This is a genomic window from Candidatus Pantoea formicae, from assembly GCF_011752625.1.
Classification (GTDB): domain Bacteria; phylum Pseudomonadota; class Gammaproteobacteria; order Enterobacterales; family Enterobacteriaceae; genus Pantoea; species Pantoea formicae.
In genome coordinates, this window is sequence record NZ_VWXD01000021.1 from 1 (window position 1) to 18399 (window position 18399).

Below are 18399 nucleotides of genomic sequence, written 5' to 3' on the forward strand. Positions count from 1 at the left end.
AGTGTGGGGCCTCCCCATGCGAGAGTAGGGAACTGCCAGGCATCAAACAAGTGAAGAAGCCCTGAACGGAAGTTCAGGGCTTTTTTACGTCTGCAGCCAGGGCCTTTTACGCCTGAAATTCAGCCAGTCCCGCAACAACCTCCCCGCTTACCGGCCCGTTTTCAGCCAGTTTTCGATAAAATCAGCAACGAAAACATCCCCCCTGCGGCTGACTGATCGGGTAAACTACCGCCAGATAAATCAGTAAAGGCCGTGAAATGTCCAGCCCCCACACCTCTTTAAAATCATTCAATACATTGGGTTTAGAGATCAGCGCGCAAGCACTGTATATCGCTGATACACCCGAGGCTATTATCACTGCATGGCAAGCAACTCAACAGGCGAACCTACCTTTTATCATCCTCGGGGAAGGTAGCAATGTGCTCTTTCTTGAAGACTTCACTGGCGGAGTGATCGTCAATGCTATCAAGGGTATAACGCTTGAAGAACAGGATGAAGCATGGCAACTGCACGTTGGTGCGGGTGAGAACTGGCACGAACTGGTTGAGTATACTTTAAAGAAAGGTATCACAGGTCTGGAGAATCTGGCGTTGATTCCCGGAATGTCCGGTTCAGCACCTATTCAAAATATTGGTGCCTATGGCATTGAATTTAAAGATGTTTGCCATTATGTCGACGTACTGAACCTTAGCACGCAAAAGCGGGTCCGTCTTTATCGTGAAGAGTGTAAGTTTGGTTACCGTGACAGCATTTTCAAACATGAGATGAAGGATAATTACGCCATTGTGGCTATTGGACTTCGCTTGGCTAAACAGTGGAAACCCGTATTAAATTATGGTGATTTAGCGAAGCTGAATCCGGCAACCGTATGTGCCTGGGACGTGTTCAATGCTGTCTGTCATATGCGGCAGAGTAAACTTCCAGATCCCCGTGTCACGGGTAACGTCGGAAGTTTCTTCAAAAATCCACTGATCGCTCAGGATTTGGCCGAGATACTACTAAAACAGTGGCCAAATATGCCTTGTTATCCTCAGGCGAATGGTGAGGTTAAACTGGCGGCGGGATGGTTGATCGATCAATGTAATCTGAAAGGCTATCAAGTCGGTGGTGCTGCCGTCCACCGTCAGCAGGCATTGGTATTAATTAACGAAAACCACGCTACGCCACAGGATATCGTTGCACTGGCCCACCAGGTTCGGAATTACGTTGGTGATAAATTTAATGTCTGGCTTGAGCCAGAGGTGCGTTTCATCGGTGGTCAGGGTGAACGTGATGCCGTTGAGGTCATTTCATGAAAGATAATAGTGTACCGCTAAAATTAGTGGCCCTTCTTGCCGATGGCGAGTTTCATTCAGGCGAGCAGCTGGGTGAGGCGCTGGGCATGAGCCGGGCGGCCATCAACAAGCATATCCAGACGTTAAAAAGCTGGGGTCTTGATGTCTATACCGTCACCGGTAAAGGCTATAGCTTACCAGCGCCGGTTCAGTTACTGGATGAAGCAGCAATCCTTTCACACTTGCATCAGCCGGATTTAGCCGTCATTCCGGTTATTGATTCAACAAATCAATATCTGTTGGATCGCATGGATCAGCTGGCCTCAGGCTATGCCTGTATCGCGGAGTATCAGCAGGCAGGTCGAGGCCGTCGTGGTAGAAAATGGTTCTCACCCTTTGGTGCTAATTTATATTTATCGATGTACTGGCGCCTCGAACATGGTCCCGCTGCGGCTATGGGACTAAGCCTGGTTATTGGTATTGTCATGGCTGAGGTTCTTCAGTCTCTGGGCGCTCCAGATGTACGCGTTAAATGGCCAAACGATCTTTACCTCAACGACCGCAAGCTGGCGGGAATCTTGGTTGAATTGACCGGTAAAACAGGCGATGCCGCCCAAATTGTTATGGGCGCGGGTGTGAATCTGGTCATGCGCACAGAGAATGCGTCAGAGATTAATCAAGGCTGGATCAACCTACAGGAAGCTGGCGTAGAGATTAATCGCAATGAACTGGCGGCCAAAATAATCAATAGCCTGCGCGATGCACTACCCATTTTTGAGCGCGATGGGCTTGCCTCCTTTGTGGATCGTTGGGATGCGTTGGATAATTTTATTGATCGCCCAGTAAAACTATTAATTGGCGACAGAGAAGTTCATGGTATTGCACGCGGCATTGATAAGCAGGGGGGATTATTATTGGAACAGGATGGTGAAGTTAAATCCTGGGTAGGTGGTGAGATCTCTCTACGGCCGGTTAATTAACAACTACCGATAAAATTAATAAAACGCCCTGGCATTCCGGGGCGTTTTGCTATTAATCATTATTTTCTCAGTCGGACACTTTGCACTGCATGATCAGCCGATTTGGTCATGATTAAGCTAGCACGTTCGCGCGTTGGAAGAATATTTTCTTTTAAATTTAACCAGTTAATTTCTTTCCATAATCCACGTGCAATATTCAACGCCTCTTCCTCTGGCAATTGTGAATAATGATGGAAATAGGAATCTGGATCGCTGAATGCCCCTTCGCGGAATTTTAAGAAGCGATTGACATACCAGCTTTCTAATAAGGTTTCCGGCGCATCAACATAAATAGAAAAATCTACGAAGTCAGAAACAAATACATGATGCGGATCGTGTGGATAGTCCATTCCGCTTTGCAATACGTTTAACCCTTCCAGAATTAAAATATCAGGTTGCTGTACGACTTTGTCACCATCAGGAATCACATCGTAGATAAGATGCGAATAAACCGGCGCGGTCACCTGACTGGCACCTGATTTCAAATCAGACACGAAATTGACCAGACGATGCATATCGTAGGATTGCGGGAAGCCTTTCTTCTTCATCAGGCCACGCTCTTTCAGCACCGCATTAGGATGTAGAAAGCCATCTGTTGTAATCAGTTCAACTTTACGATGTTCAGGCCAGCGGCTCAGCAACGCCTGCAATACACGCGCAGTGGTACTTTTGCCAACGGCCACGCTGCCCGCAATGCTGATGATATAGGGAATCTTCTGCCCATTAGTGCCAAGAAACTGTTCTAAAACTGCCTGGCGGCGCAGATTCGAGCTGATATAGAAGTTGAGTAAACGTGAGAGCGGCAAATAAATTTCTGCAACCTCTTCTAAAGAGAGATCTTCGTTTATTCCGCGCAGTCGTTCAATCTCACCCTCTGCTAACGTCATCGGTACCGAGTCGCGTAATGCGGCCCATTGTTGACGATCAAACTGCAGGTAAGGTGTAGTCAGTGGCGTCGTTTTTTTACTCATAAGCATGCATCTGACCGCAAATTCTGGTTCATCAACATCTTGCTGCATCAGGCATACAACGATGCGGCGAACTCAGTTGCACGTCACAGGGGGTAATTTAACGAGAACAATGGGCTGGAGGGTAACACCAGTGCGTCTTTAAAAAGAAGTAAAATGATAAACCTCAGCACGCTTTCGTAAGCGTGCGCGCATTTTTATTGTTGCTTAGTAGCGTGTCACACCCTTTTATGCTGCATAAGACACGCAAGGCCTCCTTGTCGTGGCAGGAACTAATTGATTGATGTGTAAAAAATAGGCGGTTGAACGTTGATTTTTAAAAAAAGAAAGAGGCTTTCACGAAAAGGGAGCGGAGAATTTTTAGAAAAGGGCAGTACTGTTCACAATGCGTCAGCGAAAAAGTCATAGCTCAGTGGCGTAAAAACACACTGAGTTTGGACGAAAATAGTGCAGGTGGTGAGTGATTTGCGATGATTTGCACAAATAGTAAGCGATAGAACAATTTTGGCAATTTTTTTGTTGCATCCTGGGCTCGGTCTTCCCATAATGCGCTCCACTTGATGCCGGCTTAGCTCAGTTGGTAGAGCAACTGACTTGTAATCAGTAGGTCACCAGTTCGATTCCGGTAGCCGGCACCAATCAAGTAGGTGGGATTCCCGAGCGGCCAAAGGGAGCAGACTGTAAATCTGCCGTCACAGACTTCGAAGGTTCGAATCCTTCTCCCACCACCATCTCAGCCACTAGGTTGAGCGTCAGATAAAATCTTTGTCTGGCGGGTGAGTTCATCTCTCTCACCTTCGAATTCAGATTGCGGAGTAACGCAATCAAAGTCGGTCAGAAACTCTGACTGGCTCGAATAATAGAAGGTCTTCTTTTATTATTCATAAGCTACAGAAAGAACAGGTAGCCGAGTTCCAGGACGCGGGCATCGTATAATGGCTATTACCTCAGCCTTCCAAGCTGATGATGCGGGTTCGATTCCCGCTGCCCGCTCCAGATGTGCTGATATGGCTCAGTTGGTAGAGCGCACCCTTGGTAAGGGTGAGGTCCCCAGTTCGACTCTGGGTATCAGCACCACTTCCTTTATCTCTCTCCTGATTCTCTCTCTGTAAACCAAACAGTCAGGCATTGCCTGGTTGATATGACGATATCTTCGATATATCCGTGTCTTAGAGGGACTAGCGATGGCTAAAGAGCAATTTCAGCGTAACAAACTGCACGTAAACGTCGGCACCATCGGTCACGTTGACCATGGTAAAACCACTCTGACTGCAGCGATCACCACCGTTCTGGCTAAAACCTACGGCGGTAAAGCAAGCAAATTCGATGAGATCGATAAGGCGCCAGAAGAGAAAGCACGTGGTATCACCATCAACACTTCTCACGTTGAATATGAAACCCCGACTCGCCACTATGCGCACGTTGACTGCCCTGGCCACGCCGACTATGTGAAAAACATGATCACCGGTGCTGCGCAGATGGACGGCGCGATCCTGGTTGTTGCTGCGACTGATGGCCCAATGCCACAGACTCGTGAGCACATCCTGCTGGGTCGTCAGGTTGGCGTTCCTTACATCATCGTGTTCCTGAACAAGTGCGACATGGTTGATGACGAAGAGCTGCTGGAACTGGTAGAGATGGAAGTTCGCGATCTGCTGTCAGCATACGACTTCCCAGGCGACGATACGCCAATCATCCGCGGTTCTGCTCTGCAGGCACTGAACGGTGTTGCTGAGTGGGAAGAGAAGATCATTGAACTGGCTGGTCACCTGGATAACTACATCCCAGAGCCAGTACGTGCAATCGACCTGCCGTTCCTGCTGCCAATCGAAGACGTATTCTCAATCTCTGGCCGTGGTACTGTTGTTACCGGTCGTGTTGAGCGCGGTATCGTTAAAGTGGGCGACGAAGTTGAAGTTGTTGGTCTGAAAGACACCGTTAAGTCTACCTGTACCGGCGTTGAAATGTTCCGCAAACTGCTGGACCAGGGTCAGGCAGGCGAGAACTGTGGTGTTCTGCTGCGTGGTATCAAGCGTGAAGATATCGAGCGTGGTCAGGTTCTGGCTAAGCCGGGCACCATCAAGCCACATACCCAGTTCACTTCAGAAGTTTACGTACTGTCTAAAGATGAAGGCGGCCGTCATACTCCGTTCTTCAAAGGCTACCGTCCTCAGTTCTACTTCCGTACTACTGACGTGACCGGTGACGTTCAACTGCCAGAAGGCGTTGAGATGGTAATGCCAGGCGATAACGTAAAAATGACCGTTACCTTGATCAAGCCAATCGCTATGGATCAGGGTCTGCGTTTCGCAATCCGTGAAGGCGGCCGTACTGTTGGTGCGGGTGTTGTTGCTGAAATTATCGCTTAATTGCGATAACATTTGACGCAATGCATATGGAAAGGGCATCATTTGATGCCCTTTTTGCACGCTGTTACATAGAACCTGGCTCATCAGTGATTTTCGATCATAATCATTGCTGAGACAGGCTCTGGTTTACGGCGTCGGATACCGAGTTACGCCCAAAAGCTCATTCGGTTTGGATGCCTCGCTCTGCGGGGCAGAATTGTTTCTGAATTATTGTGGCAGGTTGGTTTATGAGTGCGAATACCGAAGCTCAAGGGAGCGGGCGCGGCCTGGAAGCGATAAAGTGGGTTGCTGTCATCGCGTTGCTGTTAGTCGCCATCGTTGGCAACTATCTCTATCGCGACATTACGCTGCCTCTGCGCGCGCTGGCTGTCGTAGTACTGATTGCTGCGGCAGGTGGCATAGCGTTGCTGACTATCAAAGGCAAAGCGACTGTGGCTTTTGCTCGTGAAGCAAGAACCGAAATGCGTAAGGTCATTTGGCCGACTCGCCAGGAAACATTGCACACCACGTTAATCGTTGCCGCGGTCACTGCCGTGATGTCACTGATTTTGTGGGGGCTGGATGGAATTCTGGTCCGTCTGGTATCGTTTATCACTGGCCTGAGGTTCTGAGATGTCTGAAGCTCCAAAAAAACGCTGGTACGTCGTTCAGGCGTTCTCCGGTTTTGAAGCCCGCGTAGCCAAGTCGCTGCAAGAGCATATCAAACTGCACAACATGGAAGAGCTGTTTGGTGAAGTCATGGTGCCGACTGAAGAAGTCGTTGAAATCCGTGGTGGCCAGCGCCGTAAAAGCGAACGTAAGTTCTTCCCTGGCTATGTGCTGGTCCAGATGGTGATGAATGACGCCAGCTGGCACTTAGTGCGTAGCGTACCACGTGTCATGGGCTTCATTGGCGGTACTTCTGACCGTCCTGCGCCGATTAGTGATAAAGAAGTCGATGCGATTATGAACCGCCTGCAGCAGGTAGGTGATAAGCCGCGTCCAAAAACGCTGTTCGAGCCAGGCGAGATGGTGCGTGTCAACGACGGTCCATTTGCCGACTTCAACGGTGTGGTCGAAGAAGTGGATTACGAAAAGAGCCGCCTGAAGGTTTCTGTTTCCATCTTTGGCCGTGCAACACCAGTAGAACTCGACTTTGCTCAGGTGGAGAAAGGTTAACCCTTTTGTTCACTTTTTAGCTCTTGCGGAAGGCGCGAAATTTACCTATAATTTCGCGCCTTTTGTTTTTATGCGCTGGTGACAGCGTGTGAATCGTAATCACGGGGAGCCTGTTTTCAGGCGCTATAACCCATTTGAGGAATTATCATGGCTAAGAAAGTACAAGCCTACGTCAAGCTGCAGGTTGCAGCTGGTATGGCGAACCCAAGTCCACCTGTTGGTCCAGCACTGGGTCAGCAGGGTGTTAACATCATGGAATTCTGTAAAGCGTTCAACGCTAAAACAGAATCTCTGGAGAAAGGCCTGCCTACTCCAGTTGTTATCACTGTATACAGCGACCGTTCTTTCACCTTCGTTACCAAGACCCCTCCGGCTGCCGTACTGCTGAAAAAAGCAGCGGGCATCAAGTCTGGTTCTGGTAAGCCGAACAAAGACAAAGTCGGTAAAGTTTCTCGTGCTCAGGTACGTGAAATCGCAGAAACTAAAGCTGCGGACATGACTGGTGCTGACGTAGAAGCGATGACTCGCTCTATCGAAGGTACTGCACGTTCCATGGGCCTGGTAGTAGAGGATTAAGAAATGGCTAAGCTGACCAAGCGCATGAGCGTAATCCGTGACAAAGTTGATGCGACCAAGCAGTACGACATCGCTGAAGCTATTGCTCTGCTGAAAGAACTGGCAACTGCTAAGTTCGTTGAGAGCGTTGACGTTGCTGTTAACCTCGGCATCGATGCACGTAAATCAGATCAGAACGTTCGCGGCGCGACTGTTCTGCCACACGGTACTGGTCGTTCAGTACGTGTTGCTGTATTTACCCAAGGCGCAAACGCAGAAGCTGCTAAAGCAGCTGGCGCTGAGCTGGTAGGTATGGAAGATCTGGCTGACCAGATCAAAAAAGGCGAAATGAACTTTGACGTTGTTATTGCATCTCCAGATGCAATGCGCGTTGTTGGCCAGTTGGGCCAGGTTCTGGGTCCACGCGGCCTGATGCCAAACCCGAAAGTGGGTACTGTAACTCCTAACGTTGCTGAAGCAGTGAAAAACGCTAAAGCAGGTCAGGTTCGTTATCGTAACGACAAAAACGGCATCATCCACACTACCATTGGTAAAGTGGACTTCGACGCTGACAAACTGAAAGAAAACCTGGAATCTCTGCTGGTTGCGCTGAAAAAAGCGAAACCTTCACAGGCTAAAGGCGTGTACATCAAGAAAGTTAGCATCTCTACCACCATGGGCGCCGGCGTTGCCGTTGACCAGGCTGGTCTGAGCGCAGCAGCAAACTAATTGCTGCTTGAAACGGGCGAAAAATTCATCTAGAATCTTACGCCCGTTGTTCTGATTGAGTATTCAATTTAGAACCCAGATTCAAAGTTGCTGAATGTATAAGCCTAAAAGCTTTTATGTTCAGTGGCTTAGGTTGGAGCCAGGCCTTATCCTGGCCTCCGTCCAAGACCGCAGGAGCGGGATTATCTTCGGATAACTTGCTTAATTCCCTGCGTAGACGGTGACAGAACCAAAAAGAATTTTTTCTTCACTGGATTCTGCTCACCGTGTTATAGCGCTCAGTGCCTTCGGGTAGTTGAGTGAAGTGAGTTCCGGGAAATCTTTCCCGGTCAAATCCAGGAGCAAAAGCTAATGGCATTAAATCTTCAAGGCAAACAAGCGATTGTTGCTGAAGTTAGCGAAGTAGCCAAAGGCGCGCTTTCAGCGGTTGTTGCGGATTCCCGTGGCGTTACCGTTGATAAAATGACCGAACTGCGTAAAGCAGGTCGTGAAGCTGGCGTTTACATGCGTGTTGTTCGCAACACCTTGCTGCGCCGCGTCGTTGAAGGAACTCAGTTTGAGATCCTGAAAGACACGTTTGTTGGTCCGACCCTGATTGCATACTCTATGGAACACCCGGGCGCTGCTGCTCGTCTGTTCAAAGAGTTCGCGAAAGCGAATGCAAAATTTGAGGTCAAAGCTGCAGCCTTTGAAGGTGAGCTGATCACGGCGGCCAATATTGACCGTCTGGCAACTCTGCCGACTTACGAAGAAGCACTGGCACGTCTGATGTCGACCATGAAAGAAGCCGCTGCTGGCAAACTGGTTCGCACTCTGGCTGCTGTACGCGATGCAAAAGAAGCGGCTTAAGCCCATCTTCTTTTCCTTCGTACTTGCTAACGTATAAACTTTTTCTGTTTTTTAGGAACAATCGATATGTCTATCACCAAAGATCAAATTCTGGAAGCAGTAGCAGCTATGTCCGTAATGGAAGTAGTTGAGCTGGTTTCTGCTATGGAAGAAAAATTCGGCGTTTCTGCTGCTGCTGCTGTAGCTGTTGCTGCTGGCCCAGCTGAAGCTGCTGAAGAGAAAACTGAATTCGACGTAATTCTGAAAGCTGCTGGCGCTAACAAAGTTGCCGTAATCAAAGCAGTTCGTACTGCAACTGGTCTGGGCCTGAAAGAAGCTAAAGACCTGGTTGAAGCTACCGGTGTTATCAAAGAAGGCATCAGCAAAGATGACGCAGCTGCTCTGGAAGCACTGCTGAAAGAAGCTGGCGCTGAAGTTGAAGTTAAGTAAGACAACCTTCGGGTTGCAGCCTGAGTAACATTAGGCTGATGGCTGGTGACTTTTGGGTCACCAGCTTTTTTGCGCTTCAGGGGAATGATGGCGTTTCACACTGTTTGTCCATTGTTTCTCTTCAATATCTTTTTCTATCGACGACTTAATATATCGCTTTCCTGTGAGGGTTCCCTGCCTGCGCAACAGCGATGAAATGATTTAAGAGTGATAGAAAGATGTATTGCATGGGGTGTTACGCATCGCATGAAAAACAAAATAGTGTTGCATGAACTGTCCCTTCAGGACGGACAGCGTGGTTCGACATGTCAGCTAGCTGAGGAACCCTATGGTTTACTCCTATACCGAGAAAAAACGTATTCGTAAGGATTTTGGTAAACGTCCACAAGTACTGGACATACCTTATCTCCTTTCTATCCAGCTTGACTCGTTCCAGAAGTTTATCGAGCAAGATCCAGAAGGCCAATACGGTCTGGAAGCAGCTTTCCGCTCCGTATTCCCAATCTCAAGCTACAGCGGCAACTCTGAGTTGCAGTATGTCAGCTACCGTTTGGGTGAGCCGGTCTTTGACGTAACTGAATGTCAGATCCGTGGCGTGACCTATTCGGCACCGCTGCGCGTGAAGCTGCGTCTGGTGATCTACGAGCGTGAAGCGCCGGAAGGCACCGTAAAAGACATCAAAGAACAAGAAGTGTACATGGGTGAAATTCCACTCATGACCGACAACGGTACCTTTGTTATCAATGGTACTGAGCGTGTTATCGTTTCTCAGCTGCATCGTAGTCCTGGCGTGTTCTTTGACAGCGATAAGGGTAAAACGCACTCTTCCGGTAAAGTGCTTTATAACGCACGTATCATCCCTTACCGCGGTTCATGGCTCGACTTCGAGTTTGACCCGAAAGACAACCTGTTTGTCCGTATTGACCGTCGCCGTAAGCTGCCGGCCAGTATCATTCTGCGCGCACTGCACTACACCACTGAACAAATCCTTGATCTGTTCTTTGACAAAGTCGTGTATGAAATCCGCGATAACAAACTGCAGATGGAACTGGTGCCTGAGCGCCTGCGTGGTGAAACCGCCAGCTTCGATATCGAAGCCAACGGCACGGTCTACGTTGAGAAAGGTCGTCGCATCACTGCGCGTCATATTCGTCAGCTGGAAAAAGACGGTATTCAACACATTGAAGTCCCAGTTGAATACATTGCTGGCAAAGTCGTCGCTAAAGATTACGTTGACCTGAACACCGGCGAGTTGATTGTTCCTGCGAACATGGAACTGTCACTGGATCTGCTGGCTAAACTGAGCCAGTCAGGCCACAAGCGCATTGAAACGCTGTTCACCAACGACTTGGATCACGGCCCATACATTTCAGAGACCCTACGTGTTGACCCAACCAACGATCGCCTGAGCGCGCTGGTTGAGATCTACCGTATGATGCGTCCTGGTGAGCCGCCAACGCGCGAAGCTGCAGAGAACCTGTTCGAGAACCTGTTCTTCTCAGAAGATCGTTACGATCTGTCTGCAGTTGGCCGTATGAAGTTCAACCGTTCACTGCTGCGTGATGAAATTGAAGGTTCAGGTATCCTGAGCAAAGACGACATCATCGAAGTGATGAAGAAACTGATCGGCATCCGTAACGGTATTGGCGAAGTCGATGATATCGACCACCTCGGCAACCGTCGTATCCGTTCAGTCGGTGAGATGGCTGAGAACCAGTTCCGTGTAGGTCTGGTGCGTGTTGAGCGTGCAGTGAAAGAGCGTCTTTCTCTGGGCGACCTCGATACCCTGATGCCACAAGACATGATCAACGCCAAGCCAATCTCGGCGGCGGTGAAAGAGTTCTTCGGCTCCAGCCAGCTTTCACAGTTTATGGATCAGAACAACCCGTTGTCTGAGATCACGCACAAGCGTCGTATCTCTGCTCTGGGCCCAGGCGGTCTGACGCGTGAGCGTGCAGGCTTCGAAGTGCGTGACGTACACCCAACCCACTACGGTCGTGTGTGCCCAATCGAAACGCCTGAAGGTCCGAACATCGGTCTGATCAACTCCCTTTCTGTTTACGCGCAGACTAACGAATACGGCTTCCTTGAGACTCCGTACCGTCGCGTGGTAGACGGCAAAGTAAGTGATGAAATTCATTACCTCTCTGCAATCGAAGAGGGTAACTACGTTATCGCTCAGGCGAACACCAACCTTGCTGAAGACGGTAGCTTTGTTGACGATCTCGTCACTTGCCGTAGCAAAGGTGAATCAAGCCTGTTCAGCCGTGATCAAGTTGACTACATGGACGTTTCGACCCAACAGGTCGTTTCAGTCGGTGCGTCACTGATTCCATTCCTGGAGCACGATGATGCTAACCGCGCCTTGATGGGTGCGAACATGCAACGTCAGGCAGTACCAACTCTGCGCGCTGATAAGCCGCTGGTCGGTACGGGTATGGAGCGCGCAGTAGCGGTTGACTCCGGTGTAACTGCCGTAGCGAAACGTGGCGGTTCCGTTCAGTACGTTGATGCTTCTCGTATCGTTATCAAAGTTAACGAAGATGAGATGTATCCGGGCGAAGCGGGTATCGACATCTACAACCTGACCAAGTACACCCGTTCTAACCAGAACACCTGCATCAACCAGATGCCATGTGTGTCCTTGGGTGAGCCAATCGAGCGTGGCGACGTGCTGGCAGATGGCCCGTCTACCGATCTTGGTGAACTGGCGCTGGGTCAGAACATGCGCGTGGCGTTCATGCCATGGAACGGTTACAACTTCGAAGACTCCATCCTCGTTTCTGAGCGTGTTGTCCAGGAAGACCGTTTCACCACTATCCACATCCAGGAACTGGCGTGTGTGTCTCGTGACACCAAGCTGGGGCCAGAAGAGATCACTGCTGACATCCCGAACGTGGGTGAAGCTGCGCTCTCCAAACTGGATGAATCCGGTATCGTGTATATCGGTGCGGAAGTGACCGGTGGTGACATTCTGGTCGGTAAAGTGACGCCGAAAGGTGAAACTCAGCTGACGCCAGAAGAGAAACTGCTGCGTGCGATCTTCGGTGAGAAAGCGTCTGACGTTAAAGACTCTTCTCTGCGTGTTCCTAACGGTGTTTCCGGTACGGTTATCGACGTTCAGGTCTTTACTCGCGATGGCGTAGAAAAAGACAAACGTGCGCTGGAAATCGAAGAGATGCAGCTGAAGCAGGCTAAGAAAGACCTGTCTGAAGAACTGCAGATCCTCGAAGCGGGCTTGTTCAGCCGTATTCAGGCTGTACTGATCTCGGGTGGTGTTGAAGCTGAGAAGCTGGACAAACTGCCACGTGAGCGCTGGTTGGAACTGGGCCTGACTGACGAAGAGAAGCAAAACTCTCTCGAGCAGCTGGCTGAGCAGTATGACGAGCTGAAGCACGAGTTTGAGAAGAAACTCGAAGCTAAGCGTCGCAAAATCACTCAGGGCGATGATCTGGCACCAGGCGTGCTGAAAATCGTGAAAGTGTACCTGGCGGTTAAACGTCAGATCCAGCCTGGTGACAAGATGGCAGGTCGTCACGGTAACAAGGGTGTTATCTCTAAGATCAACCCGATCGAAGATATGCCTTACGATGAGAACGGTACACCGGTCGACATCGTATTGAACCCGCTGGGCGTACCGTCACGTATGAACATCGGTCAGATCCTGGAAACCCACCTGGGTATGGCGGCTAAAGGCATTGGTGAGAAAATCAATGCGATGCTGAAGAAGCAGGAAGAGGTCGCCAAACTGCGTGAGTTTATCCAGCGTGCTTACGATCTGGGCACTGACGTGCGTCAGAAAGTTGATCTGAACACCTTCACTGACGACGAAGTTCTGCGTCTGGCTGAGAACCTGAAAAAAGGTATGCCAATCGCAACGCCAGTGTTTGATGGTGCGAAAGAGAGCGAGATCAAAGAGCTGCTGCAGCTCGGCGGTCTGCCAGCTTCTGGCCAGATCACTCTGTTCGACGGCCGTACCGGTGAGCAGTTTGAGCGTCAGGTAACCGTAGGTTACATGTACATGCTGAAACTGAACCACCTGGTCGACGACAAGATGCACGCCCGTTCTACTGGATCGTACAGCCTTGTTACTCAGCAGCCGCTGGGTGGTAAAGCGCAGTTCGGTGGTCAGCGCTTCGGTGAGATGGAAGTGTGGGCACTGGAAGCATACGGTGCTGCTTATACCCTGCAGGAAATGCTGACCGTTAAGTCTGATGACGTGAACGGCCGTACGAAGATGTATAAAAACATCGTCGATGGCAACCATCAGATGGAACCGGGCATGCCGGAATCCTTCAACGTACTGTTGAAAGAGATCCGCTCGCTGGGTATCAACATCGAGCTGGAAGACGAGTAAGCACTCGTAAGTACTGGTTACGGGACGCGCACTTCGGTGGGCGTCCCTGAGAGTTCCACTCCGACGGGAGCTAATCCGTGAAAGACTTACTTAAGTTTCTGAAAGCGCAAACTAAGACCGAAGAGTTTGATGCGATCAAGATCGCTCTGGCCTCGCCAGATATGATCCGTTCATGGTCTTTTGGTGAAGTTAAAAAGCCAGAGACCATTAACTACCGTACCTTCAAGCCGGAGCGTGACGGTCTTTTCTGCGCCCGTATCTTTGGGCCGGTAAAAGATTACGAATGCCTGTGCGGTAAGTACAAGCGTTTGAAACATCGCGGTGTGATCTGTGAGAAGTGTGGCGTTGAAGTTACACAGACCAAGGTTCGTCGTGAGCGCATGGGCCACATCGAACTGGCTTCTCCAACTGCGCACATTTGGTTCCTGAAATCACTGCCTTCGCGTATCGGCTTACTGCTGGATATGCCACTGCGTGATATCGAGCGCGTGCTGTACTTCGAATCTTATGTTGTCATCGAAGGCGGCATGACCAACCTGGAAAAACGTCAGATTCTGACCGAAGAGCAGTACCTTGATGCGCTGGAAGAGTTCGGTGACGAATTCGACGCGAAGATGGGTGCGGAAGCTATCCAGGCGCTGCTGAAAAATATGGACCTGGAGCAAGAGTGCGAGCAGCTGCGCGAAGAGCTGAACGAAACCAACTCCGAGACCAAACGTAAAAAGCTGACCAAGCGTATCAAGCTGCTGGAAGCGTTCGTTCAGTCTGGTAACAAGCCAGAGTGGATGATCCTGACCGTTCTGCCGGTTCTGCCGCCAGATCTGCGTCCGCTGGTACCGCTGGATGGTGGTCGTTTCGCTACGTCGGATCTGAACGATCTGTATCGTCGCGTCATCAACCGTAACAACCGTCTGAAGCGTCTGCTGGATCTGGCTGCGCCAGATATCATCGTACGTAACGAAAAACGTATGCTGCAGGAAGCGGTAGATGCCTTGCTGGATAACGGCCGTCGCGGTCGTGCCATCACTGGCTCTAACAAACGTCCACTGAAATCTTTGGCCGACATGATCAAAGGTAAGCAGGGTCGTTTCCGTCAGAACCTGTTGGGTAAACGTGTTGACTACTCCGGTCGTTCTGTAATCACCGTAGGTCCATACCTGCGTCTGCATCAGTGTGGTCTGCCGAAGAAAATGGCACTGGAGCTGTTCAAACCGTTCATCTACGGCAAGCTGGAACTGCGTGGCCTCGCGACCACCATCAAAGCTGCTAAGAAGATGGTTGAGCGTGAAGAAGCTGTCGTTTGGGATATCCTGGACGAAGTGATCCGCGAACACCCGGTACTGCTGAACCGTGCACCAACCCTGCACCGTTTGGGTATCCAGGCATTCGAACCTGTTCTGATCGAAGGTAAAGCGATCCAGCTGCACCCGCTGGTTTGTGCGGCATATAACGCCGACTTCGATGGTGACCAGATGGCTGTTCACGTACCGCTGACGCTGGAAGCCCAGCTGGAAGCGCGTGCGCTGATGATGTCTACCAACAACATCCTGTCACCTGCGAACGGCGAACCAATCATCGTTCCTTCTCAGGACGTTGTATTGGGTCTGTACTACATGACCCGTGACAAAGTGAATGCGCGCGGCGAAGGCATGGTACTGACTGGCCCGAAAGAAGCTGAGCGTGTGTATCGCGCTGGCCTGGCTGAGTTGCATGCTCGCGTTAAAGTGCGTATCACCGAATACAGCAAAAACGAACAAGAAGAGTTCGTTGCGAAAACCAGCTTAATCGACACCACCATTGGTCGTGCGATTCTGTGGATGATCGTGCCGAAAGGTCTGCCTTACTCTATCGTCAACCAGGCGCTGGGTAAGAAAGCGATCTCTAAGATGCTGAACACCTGTTACCGCATCCTGGGCCTGAAGCCGACCGTAATCTTTGCTGACCAGACCATGTACACCGGTTTTGCTTATGCAGCCCGTTCAGGTGCCTCTGTAGGTATCGACGACATGGTTATCCCGGCTAAGAAAGCGGAAATCGTTGCTGAAGCCGAAGCAGAAGTTGCTGAGATTCAGGAACAGTTCCAGTCTGGTCTGGTTACTGCTGGCGAACGTTACAACAAAGTCATCGATATCTGGGCCGCAGCGAACGAACGCGTTTCCAAGGCGATGATGGACAACCTGCAAACTGAAACCGTGATCAACCGTCACGGCGAAGAAGAGCAGCAAGTCTCGTTCAACAGCATCTACATGATGGCCGACTCCGGTGCGCGTGGTTCTGCAGCTCAGATTCGTCAGCTGGCCGGTATGCGTGGTCTGATGGCTAAGCCAGATGGCTCAATCATCGAAACGCCAATCACCGCGAACTTCCGTGAAGGTCTGAACGTACTCCAGTACTTCATCTCGACGCACGGTGCGCGTAAAGGTCTTGCGGATACCGCACTGAAAACCGCTAACTCCGGTTATCTGACGCGTCGTCTGGTTGACGTTGCGCAGGACTTGGTAGTGACCGAAGACGACTGTGGTACTTTCGAAGGCATCATGATGACTCCGGTCATCGAAGGTGGCGACGTTAAAGAACCACTGCGTGAGCGTGTACTGGGTCGTGTGACTGCTGAAGACGTACTGAAGCCAGGTACTGCTGACATCCTGATCCCGCGTAATACGCTGATCGATGAGCACTGGTGTGATGTGATCGAACTGAACTCAGTTGATGCGATCAAAGTGCGTTCTGTTGTTGGTTGTGAAACCGACTTTGGTGTGTGTGCACACTGCTACGGTCGCGACCTGGCACGTGGTCACATCATCAACAAAGGTGAGGCCATCGGCGTTATCGCAGCACAGTCCATCGGTGAGCCGGGTACACAGCTGACGATGCGTACGTTCCACATCGGTGGTGCGGCATCTCGTGCGGCTGCTGAATCCAGCATCCAGGTGAAGAACAAAGGTACTATTAAGCTGACCAACGCGAAGTCAGTAACCAACTCCTCCGGGAAACTGGTTATCGTCTCTCGTAACGTTGAGCTGAAGATGATCGATGAATTCGGTCGTACCAAAGAGAGCTATAAAGTCCCTTATGGCGCGATGATGGCCAAAGGTGATGGCGAGCAGGTTGCCGCGGGCGAAACCGTAGCAAACTGGGATCCGCATACCATGCCAGTTATCACTGAAGTGGGCGGTTTCATTCGCTTCACTGACATGATCGATGGTCAGACGATTACTCGTCAGACTGATGACCTGACTGGTCTGTCATCGCTGGTAGTTCTGGATTCTGCAGAACGTACTGCGGGCGGTAAAGATCTGCGTCCTGCGCTGAAAATTGTTGATGCCAACGGAAATGATGTTCTGATTCCAGGTACCGACATGCCAGCTCAGTACTTCCTGCCGGGCAAAGCGATTGTTCAGCTGGAAGATGGCGTTAAGATCAGCGCGGGTGACACCCTGTCTCGTGTTCCGCAGGAATCTGGCGGTACCAAGGACATCACCGGTGGTCTGCCACGCGTTGCTGACTTGTTCGAAGCGCGTCGTCCGAAAGAGCCAGCAATTCTGGCCGAGATCAGCGGTATTATCTCGTTCGGTAAAGAGACCAAAGGCAAGCGTCGTCTGGTGATTACACCGGTTGATGGTAGCGATCCGTACGAAGAGATGATTCCGAAATGGCGTCAGCTGAACGTATTCGAAGGTGAACGTGTAGAACGTGGTGACGTTGTTTCTGACGGCCCAGAGTCTCCGCACGATATCCTGCGTCTGCGTGGCGTCCATGCTGTGACCCGTTATATCACTAACGAAGTGCAGGAAGTTTACCGTCTGCAAGGCGTTAAGATTAACGATAAACACATCGAAGTCATCGTGCGTCAGATGCTGCGTAAAGCAACCATCGCCAGCGCGGGCAGCACCGAGTTCCTCGAAGGTGAGCAGGCTGAATACTCTCGCATCAAGATCGCGAACCGCGACCTCGAAGCGAACGGCAAAATCGGTGCAACTTATATGCGCGATCTGCTGGGTATCACCAAAGCGTCACTGGCAACCGAATCGTTCATCTCTGCAGCATCGTTCCAGGAGACCACGCGTGTCCTGACCGAAGCAGCAGTAGCAGGTAAGCGCGATGAACTGCGCGGCCTGAAAGAGAACGTGATCGTGGGTCGTCTGATCCCGGCCGGTACCGGTTATGCTTACCATCAGGATCGTATGCGTCGCCGTTCTGTAGGTGAAGCACCGGTTGCACCGCAGGTGACTGCGGATGAAGCCTCTGCGAGCCTGGCTGAACTGCTGAACGCCGGTCTTGGCGGTAGCGACGACGAATAATCGTCTGCGAAGCTGACCCATAAAAAACCCTGCCTCGGCAGGGTTTTTTTTCGTCTTAAGTTAGCCTTTGCGGCAGACATCGTGCCGGGTCAGGCCAATATCGCGCAGTTGTGCATCGCTCAAGTGAGACAAAATTTTTTGTGTCTTACGGCGCGCGTGCCATCTCTTGATGGCGCGCCCTGCACCGCGAACCATGTCCAGTAGTGTTACATCAAATGGTTTTGCTGCGCGGTTTTGATCGAATTCCATTATGAATGCCCTCATCAGTTGTCTGTGAGGTATTGTCCAGTTCCTGTGCATTTCAATACAGATTCAAAAATCACTTATTATTAACATACAGATTGCGCATGATAGGATCTGAATGGTAAAAAAAGGGATGATCTGTACTGAT

The 18399-nt window shown here is 50.5% G+C and carries 13 protein-coding genes and 4 tRNA genes; 15 read left to right on the forward strand and 2 right to left on the reverse strand.

Features of this window, described 5'->3' with window-relative positions:
• Window positions 1–257 precede the first annotated feature (257 nt).
• Both murB and birA read left to right on the forward strand, forming a co-directional pair.
• Window positions 258–1295: a UDP-N-acetylmuramate dehydrogenase gene (gene murB / locus F3J38_RS27040; protein ID WP_167144351.1), complete on the forward strand. Its 1038-nt coding sequence runs from the start codon at window positions 258–260 to the stop codon at window positions 1293–1295.
• Window positions 1292–2254: a bifunctional biotin--[acetyl-CoA-carboxylase] ligase/biotin operon repressor BirA gene (gene birA, locus F3J38_RS27045; protein ID WP_167144352.1), complete on the forward strand. Its 963-nt coding sequence runs from the start codon at window positions 1292–1294 to the stop codon at window positions 2252–2254. The genes murB and birA overlap by 4 nt, the downstream gene beginning before the upstream one ends.
• A gap of 59 nt (window positions 2255–2313) precedes the next feature.
• Here the strand turns inward: birA and coaA are convergent, their stop codons facing one another.
• On the reverse strand, window positions 2314–3264 hold the full coding sequence (coaA, locus tag F3J38_RS27050; RefSeq protein ID WP_167144371.1) for a type I pantothenate kinase: 951 nt from the start codon (window positions 3262–3264) through the stop codon (window positions 2314–2316).
• A 559-nt stretch (window positions 3265–3823) separates the two neighbouring features.
• Between coaA and F3J38_RS27055 the strand changes: the two genes are divergently transcribed.
• The 13 genes from F3J38_RS27055 (at window position 3824) to rpoC (ending at window position 18008) form a co-directional block, all read left to right on the forward strand.
• Window positions 3824–3899: transfer RNA gene (locus F3J38_RS27055), tRNA-Thr, on the forward strand.
• 8 nt (window positions 3900–3907) lie between these two features.
• Window positions 3908–3992, forward strand: a tRNA-Tyr gene (locus tag F3J38_RS27060).
• Between the two features lie 190 nt (window positions 3993–4182).
• Window positions 4183–4257: transfer RNA gene (locus F3J38_RS27065), tRNA-Gly, on the forward strand.
• Window positions 4258–4262: 5 nt separating this feature from the next.
• Window positions 4263–4338 (forward strand) — tRNA-Thr (locus F3J38_RS27070).
• Window positions 4339–4445: 107 nt separating this feature from the next.
• Window positions 4446–5630 (forward strand): elongation factor Tu, encoded by a 1185-nt coding sequence (gene tuf, locus F3J38_RS27075; protein WP_034828894.1) that lies wholly within the window; start codon window positions 4446–4448, stop codon window positions 5628–5630.
• Window positions 5631–5857: 227 nt separating this feature from the next.
• The gene (gene secE / locus F3J38_RS27080; protein ID WP_039381824.1) at window positions 5858–6241 is read left to right on the forward strand and encodes a preprotein translocase subunit SecE; all 384 of its coding nucleotides are present in this window, start codon (window positions 5858–5860) and stop codon (window positions 6239–6241) included.
• Between the two features lies 1 nt (window position 6242).
• The gene (gene nusG / locus F3J38_RS27085; RefSeq protein ID WP_010616908.1) at window positions 6243–6788 is read left to right on the forward strand and encodes a transcription termination/antitermination protein NusG; all 546 of its coding nucleotides are present in this window, start codon (window positions 6243–6245) and stop codon (window positions 6786–6788) included.
• A 147-nt stretch (window positions 6789–6935) separates the two neighbouring features.
• Window positions 6936–7364: a 50S ribosomal protein L11 gene (gene rplK, locus F3J38_RS27090; RefSeq protein WP_034828899.1), complete on the forward strand. Its 429-nt coding sequence runs from the start codon at window positions 6936–6938 to the stop codon at window positions 7362–7364.
• A 3-nt stretch (window positions 7365–7367) separates the two neighbouring features.
• Window positions 7368–8072 (forward strand): 50S ribosomal protein L1, encoded by a 705-nt coding sequence (gene rplA, locus F3J38_RS27095; RefSeq protein ID WP_034828901.1) that lies wholly within the window; start codon window positions 7368–7370, stop codon window positions 8070–8072.
• Window positions 8073–8423: 351 nt separating this feature from the next.
• Window positions 8424–8921: a 50S ribosomal protein L10 gene (gene rplJ / locus F3J38_RS27100; protein ID WP_045816330.1), complete on the forward strand. Its 498-nt coding sequence runs from the start codon at window positions 8424–8426 to the stop codon at window positions 8919–8921.
• A 66-nt stretch (window positions 8922–8987) separates the two neighbouring features.
• Window positions 8988–9350, forward strand: coding sequence for a 50S ribosomal protein L7/L12 (gene rplL, locus F3J38_RS27105; RefSeq protein WP_034828906.1), 363 nt, complete (start codon window positions 8988–8990; stop codon window positions 9348–9350).
• Between the two features lie 328 nt (window positions 9351–9678).
• Window positions 9679–13707 carry a DNA-directed RNA polymerase subunit beta gene (rpoB, locus tag F3J38_RS27110; RefSeq protein WP_166936609.1) on the forward strand — a complete coding sequence of 1343 codons (4029 nt, stop codon included), beginning with the start codon at window positions 9679–9681 and terminating at the stop codon, window positions 13705–13707.
• A 77-nt stretch (window positions 13708–13784) separates the two neighbouring features.
• Entirely contained in the window at window positions 13785–18008 is a 4224-nt protein-coding gene (rpoC, locus tag F3J38_RS27115) for a DNA-directed RNA polymerase subunit beta' (protein ID WP_167144353.1), read from the forward strand.
• A gap of 60 nt (window positions 18009–18068) precedes the next feature.
• Here the strand turns inward: rpoC and F3J38_RS27120 are convergent, their stop codons facing one another.
• Window positions 18069–18257: a DUF1127 domain-containing protein gene (locus tag F3J38_RS27120; RefSeq protein ID WP_167144354.1), complete on the reverse strand. Its 189-nt coding sequence runs from the start codon at window positions 18255–18257 to the stop codon at window positions 18069–18071.
• Between the last annotated feature and the right edge of the window lie 142 nt (window positions 18258–18399).

What these genes read in the sequence shown, in the direction of transcription:
- coaA (WP_167144371.1), bottom strand. Translation starts at nt 3,264, where the DNA reads ATGAGTAAAAAAACGACGCCACTGACTACACCTTACCTGCAGTTTGAT.
- rplK (WP_034828899.1), top strand. Translation starts at nt 6,936, where the DNA reads ATGGCTAAGAAAGTACAAGCCTACGTCAAGCTGCAGGTTGCAGCTGGT.
- birA (WP_167144352.1), top strand. Translation starts at nt 1,292, where the DNA reads ATGAAAGATAATAGTGTACCGCTAAAATTAGTGGCCCTTCTTGCCGAT.
- rplJ (WP_045816330.1), top strand. Translation starts at nt 8,424, where the DNA reads ATGGCATTAAATCTTCAAGGCAAACAAGCGATTGTTGCTGAAGTTAGC.
- rplL (WP_034828906.1), top strand. Translation starts at nt 8,988, where the DNA reads ATGTCTATCACCAAAGATCAAATTCTGGAAGCAGTAGCAGCTATGTCC.
- secE (WP_039381824.1), top strand. Translation starts at nt 5,858, where the DNA reads ATGAGTGCGAATACCGAAGCTCAAGGGAGCGGGCGCGGCCTGGAAGCG.
- tuf (WP_034828894.1), top strand. Translation starts at nt 4,446, where the DNA reads ATGGCTAAAGAGCAATTTCAGCGTAACAAACTGCACGTAAACGTCGGC.
- nusG (WP_010616908.1), top strand. Translation starts at nt 6,243, where the DNA reads ATGTCTGAAGCTCCAAAAAAACGCTGGTACGTCGTTCAGGCGTTCTCC.
- rplA (WP_034828901.1), top strand. Translation starts at nt 7,368, where the DNA reads ATGGCTAAGCTGACCAAGCGCATGAGCGTAATCCGTGACAAAGTTGAT.
- rpoB (WP_166936609.1), top strand. Translation starts at nt 9,679, where the DNA reads ATGGTTTACTCCTATACCGAGAAAAAACGTATTCGTAAGGATTTTGGT.
- murB (WP_167144351.1), top strand. Translation starts at nt 258, where the DNA reads ATGTCCAGCCCCCACACCTCTTTAAAATCATTCAATACATTGGGTTTA.
- F3J38_RS27120 (WP_167144354.1), bottom strand. Translation starts at nt 18,257, where the DNA reads ATGGAATTCGATCAAAACCGCGCAGCAAAACCATTTGATGTAACACTA.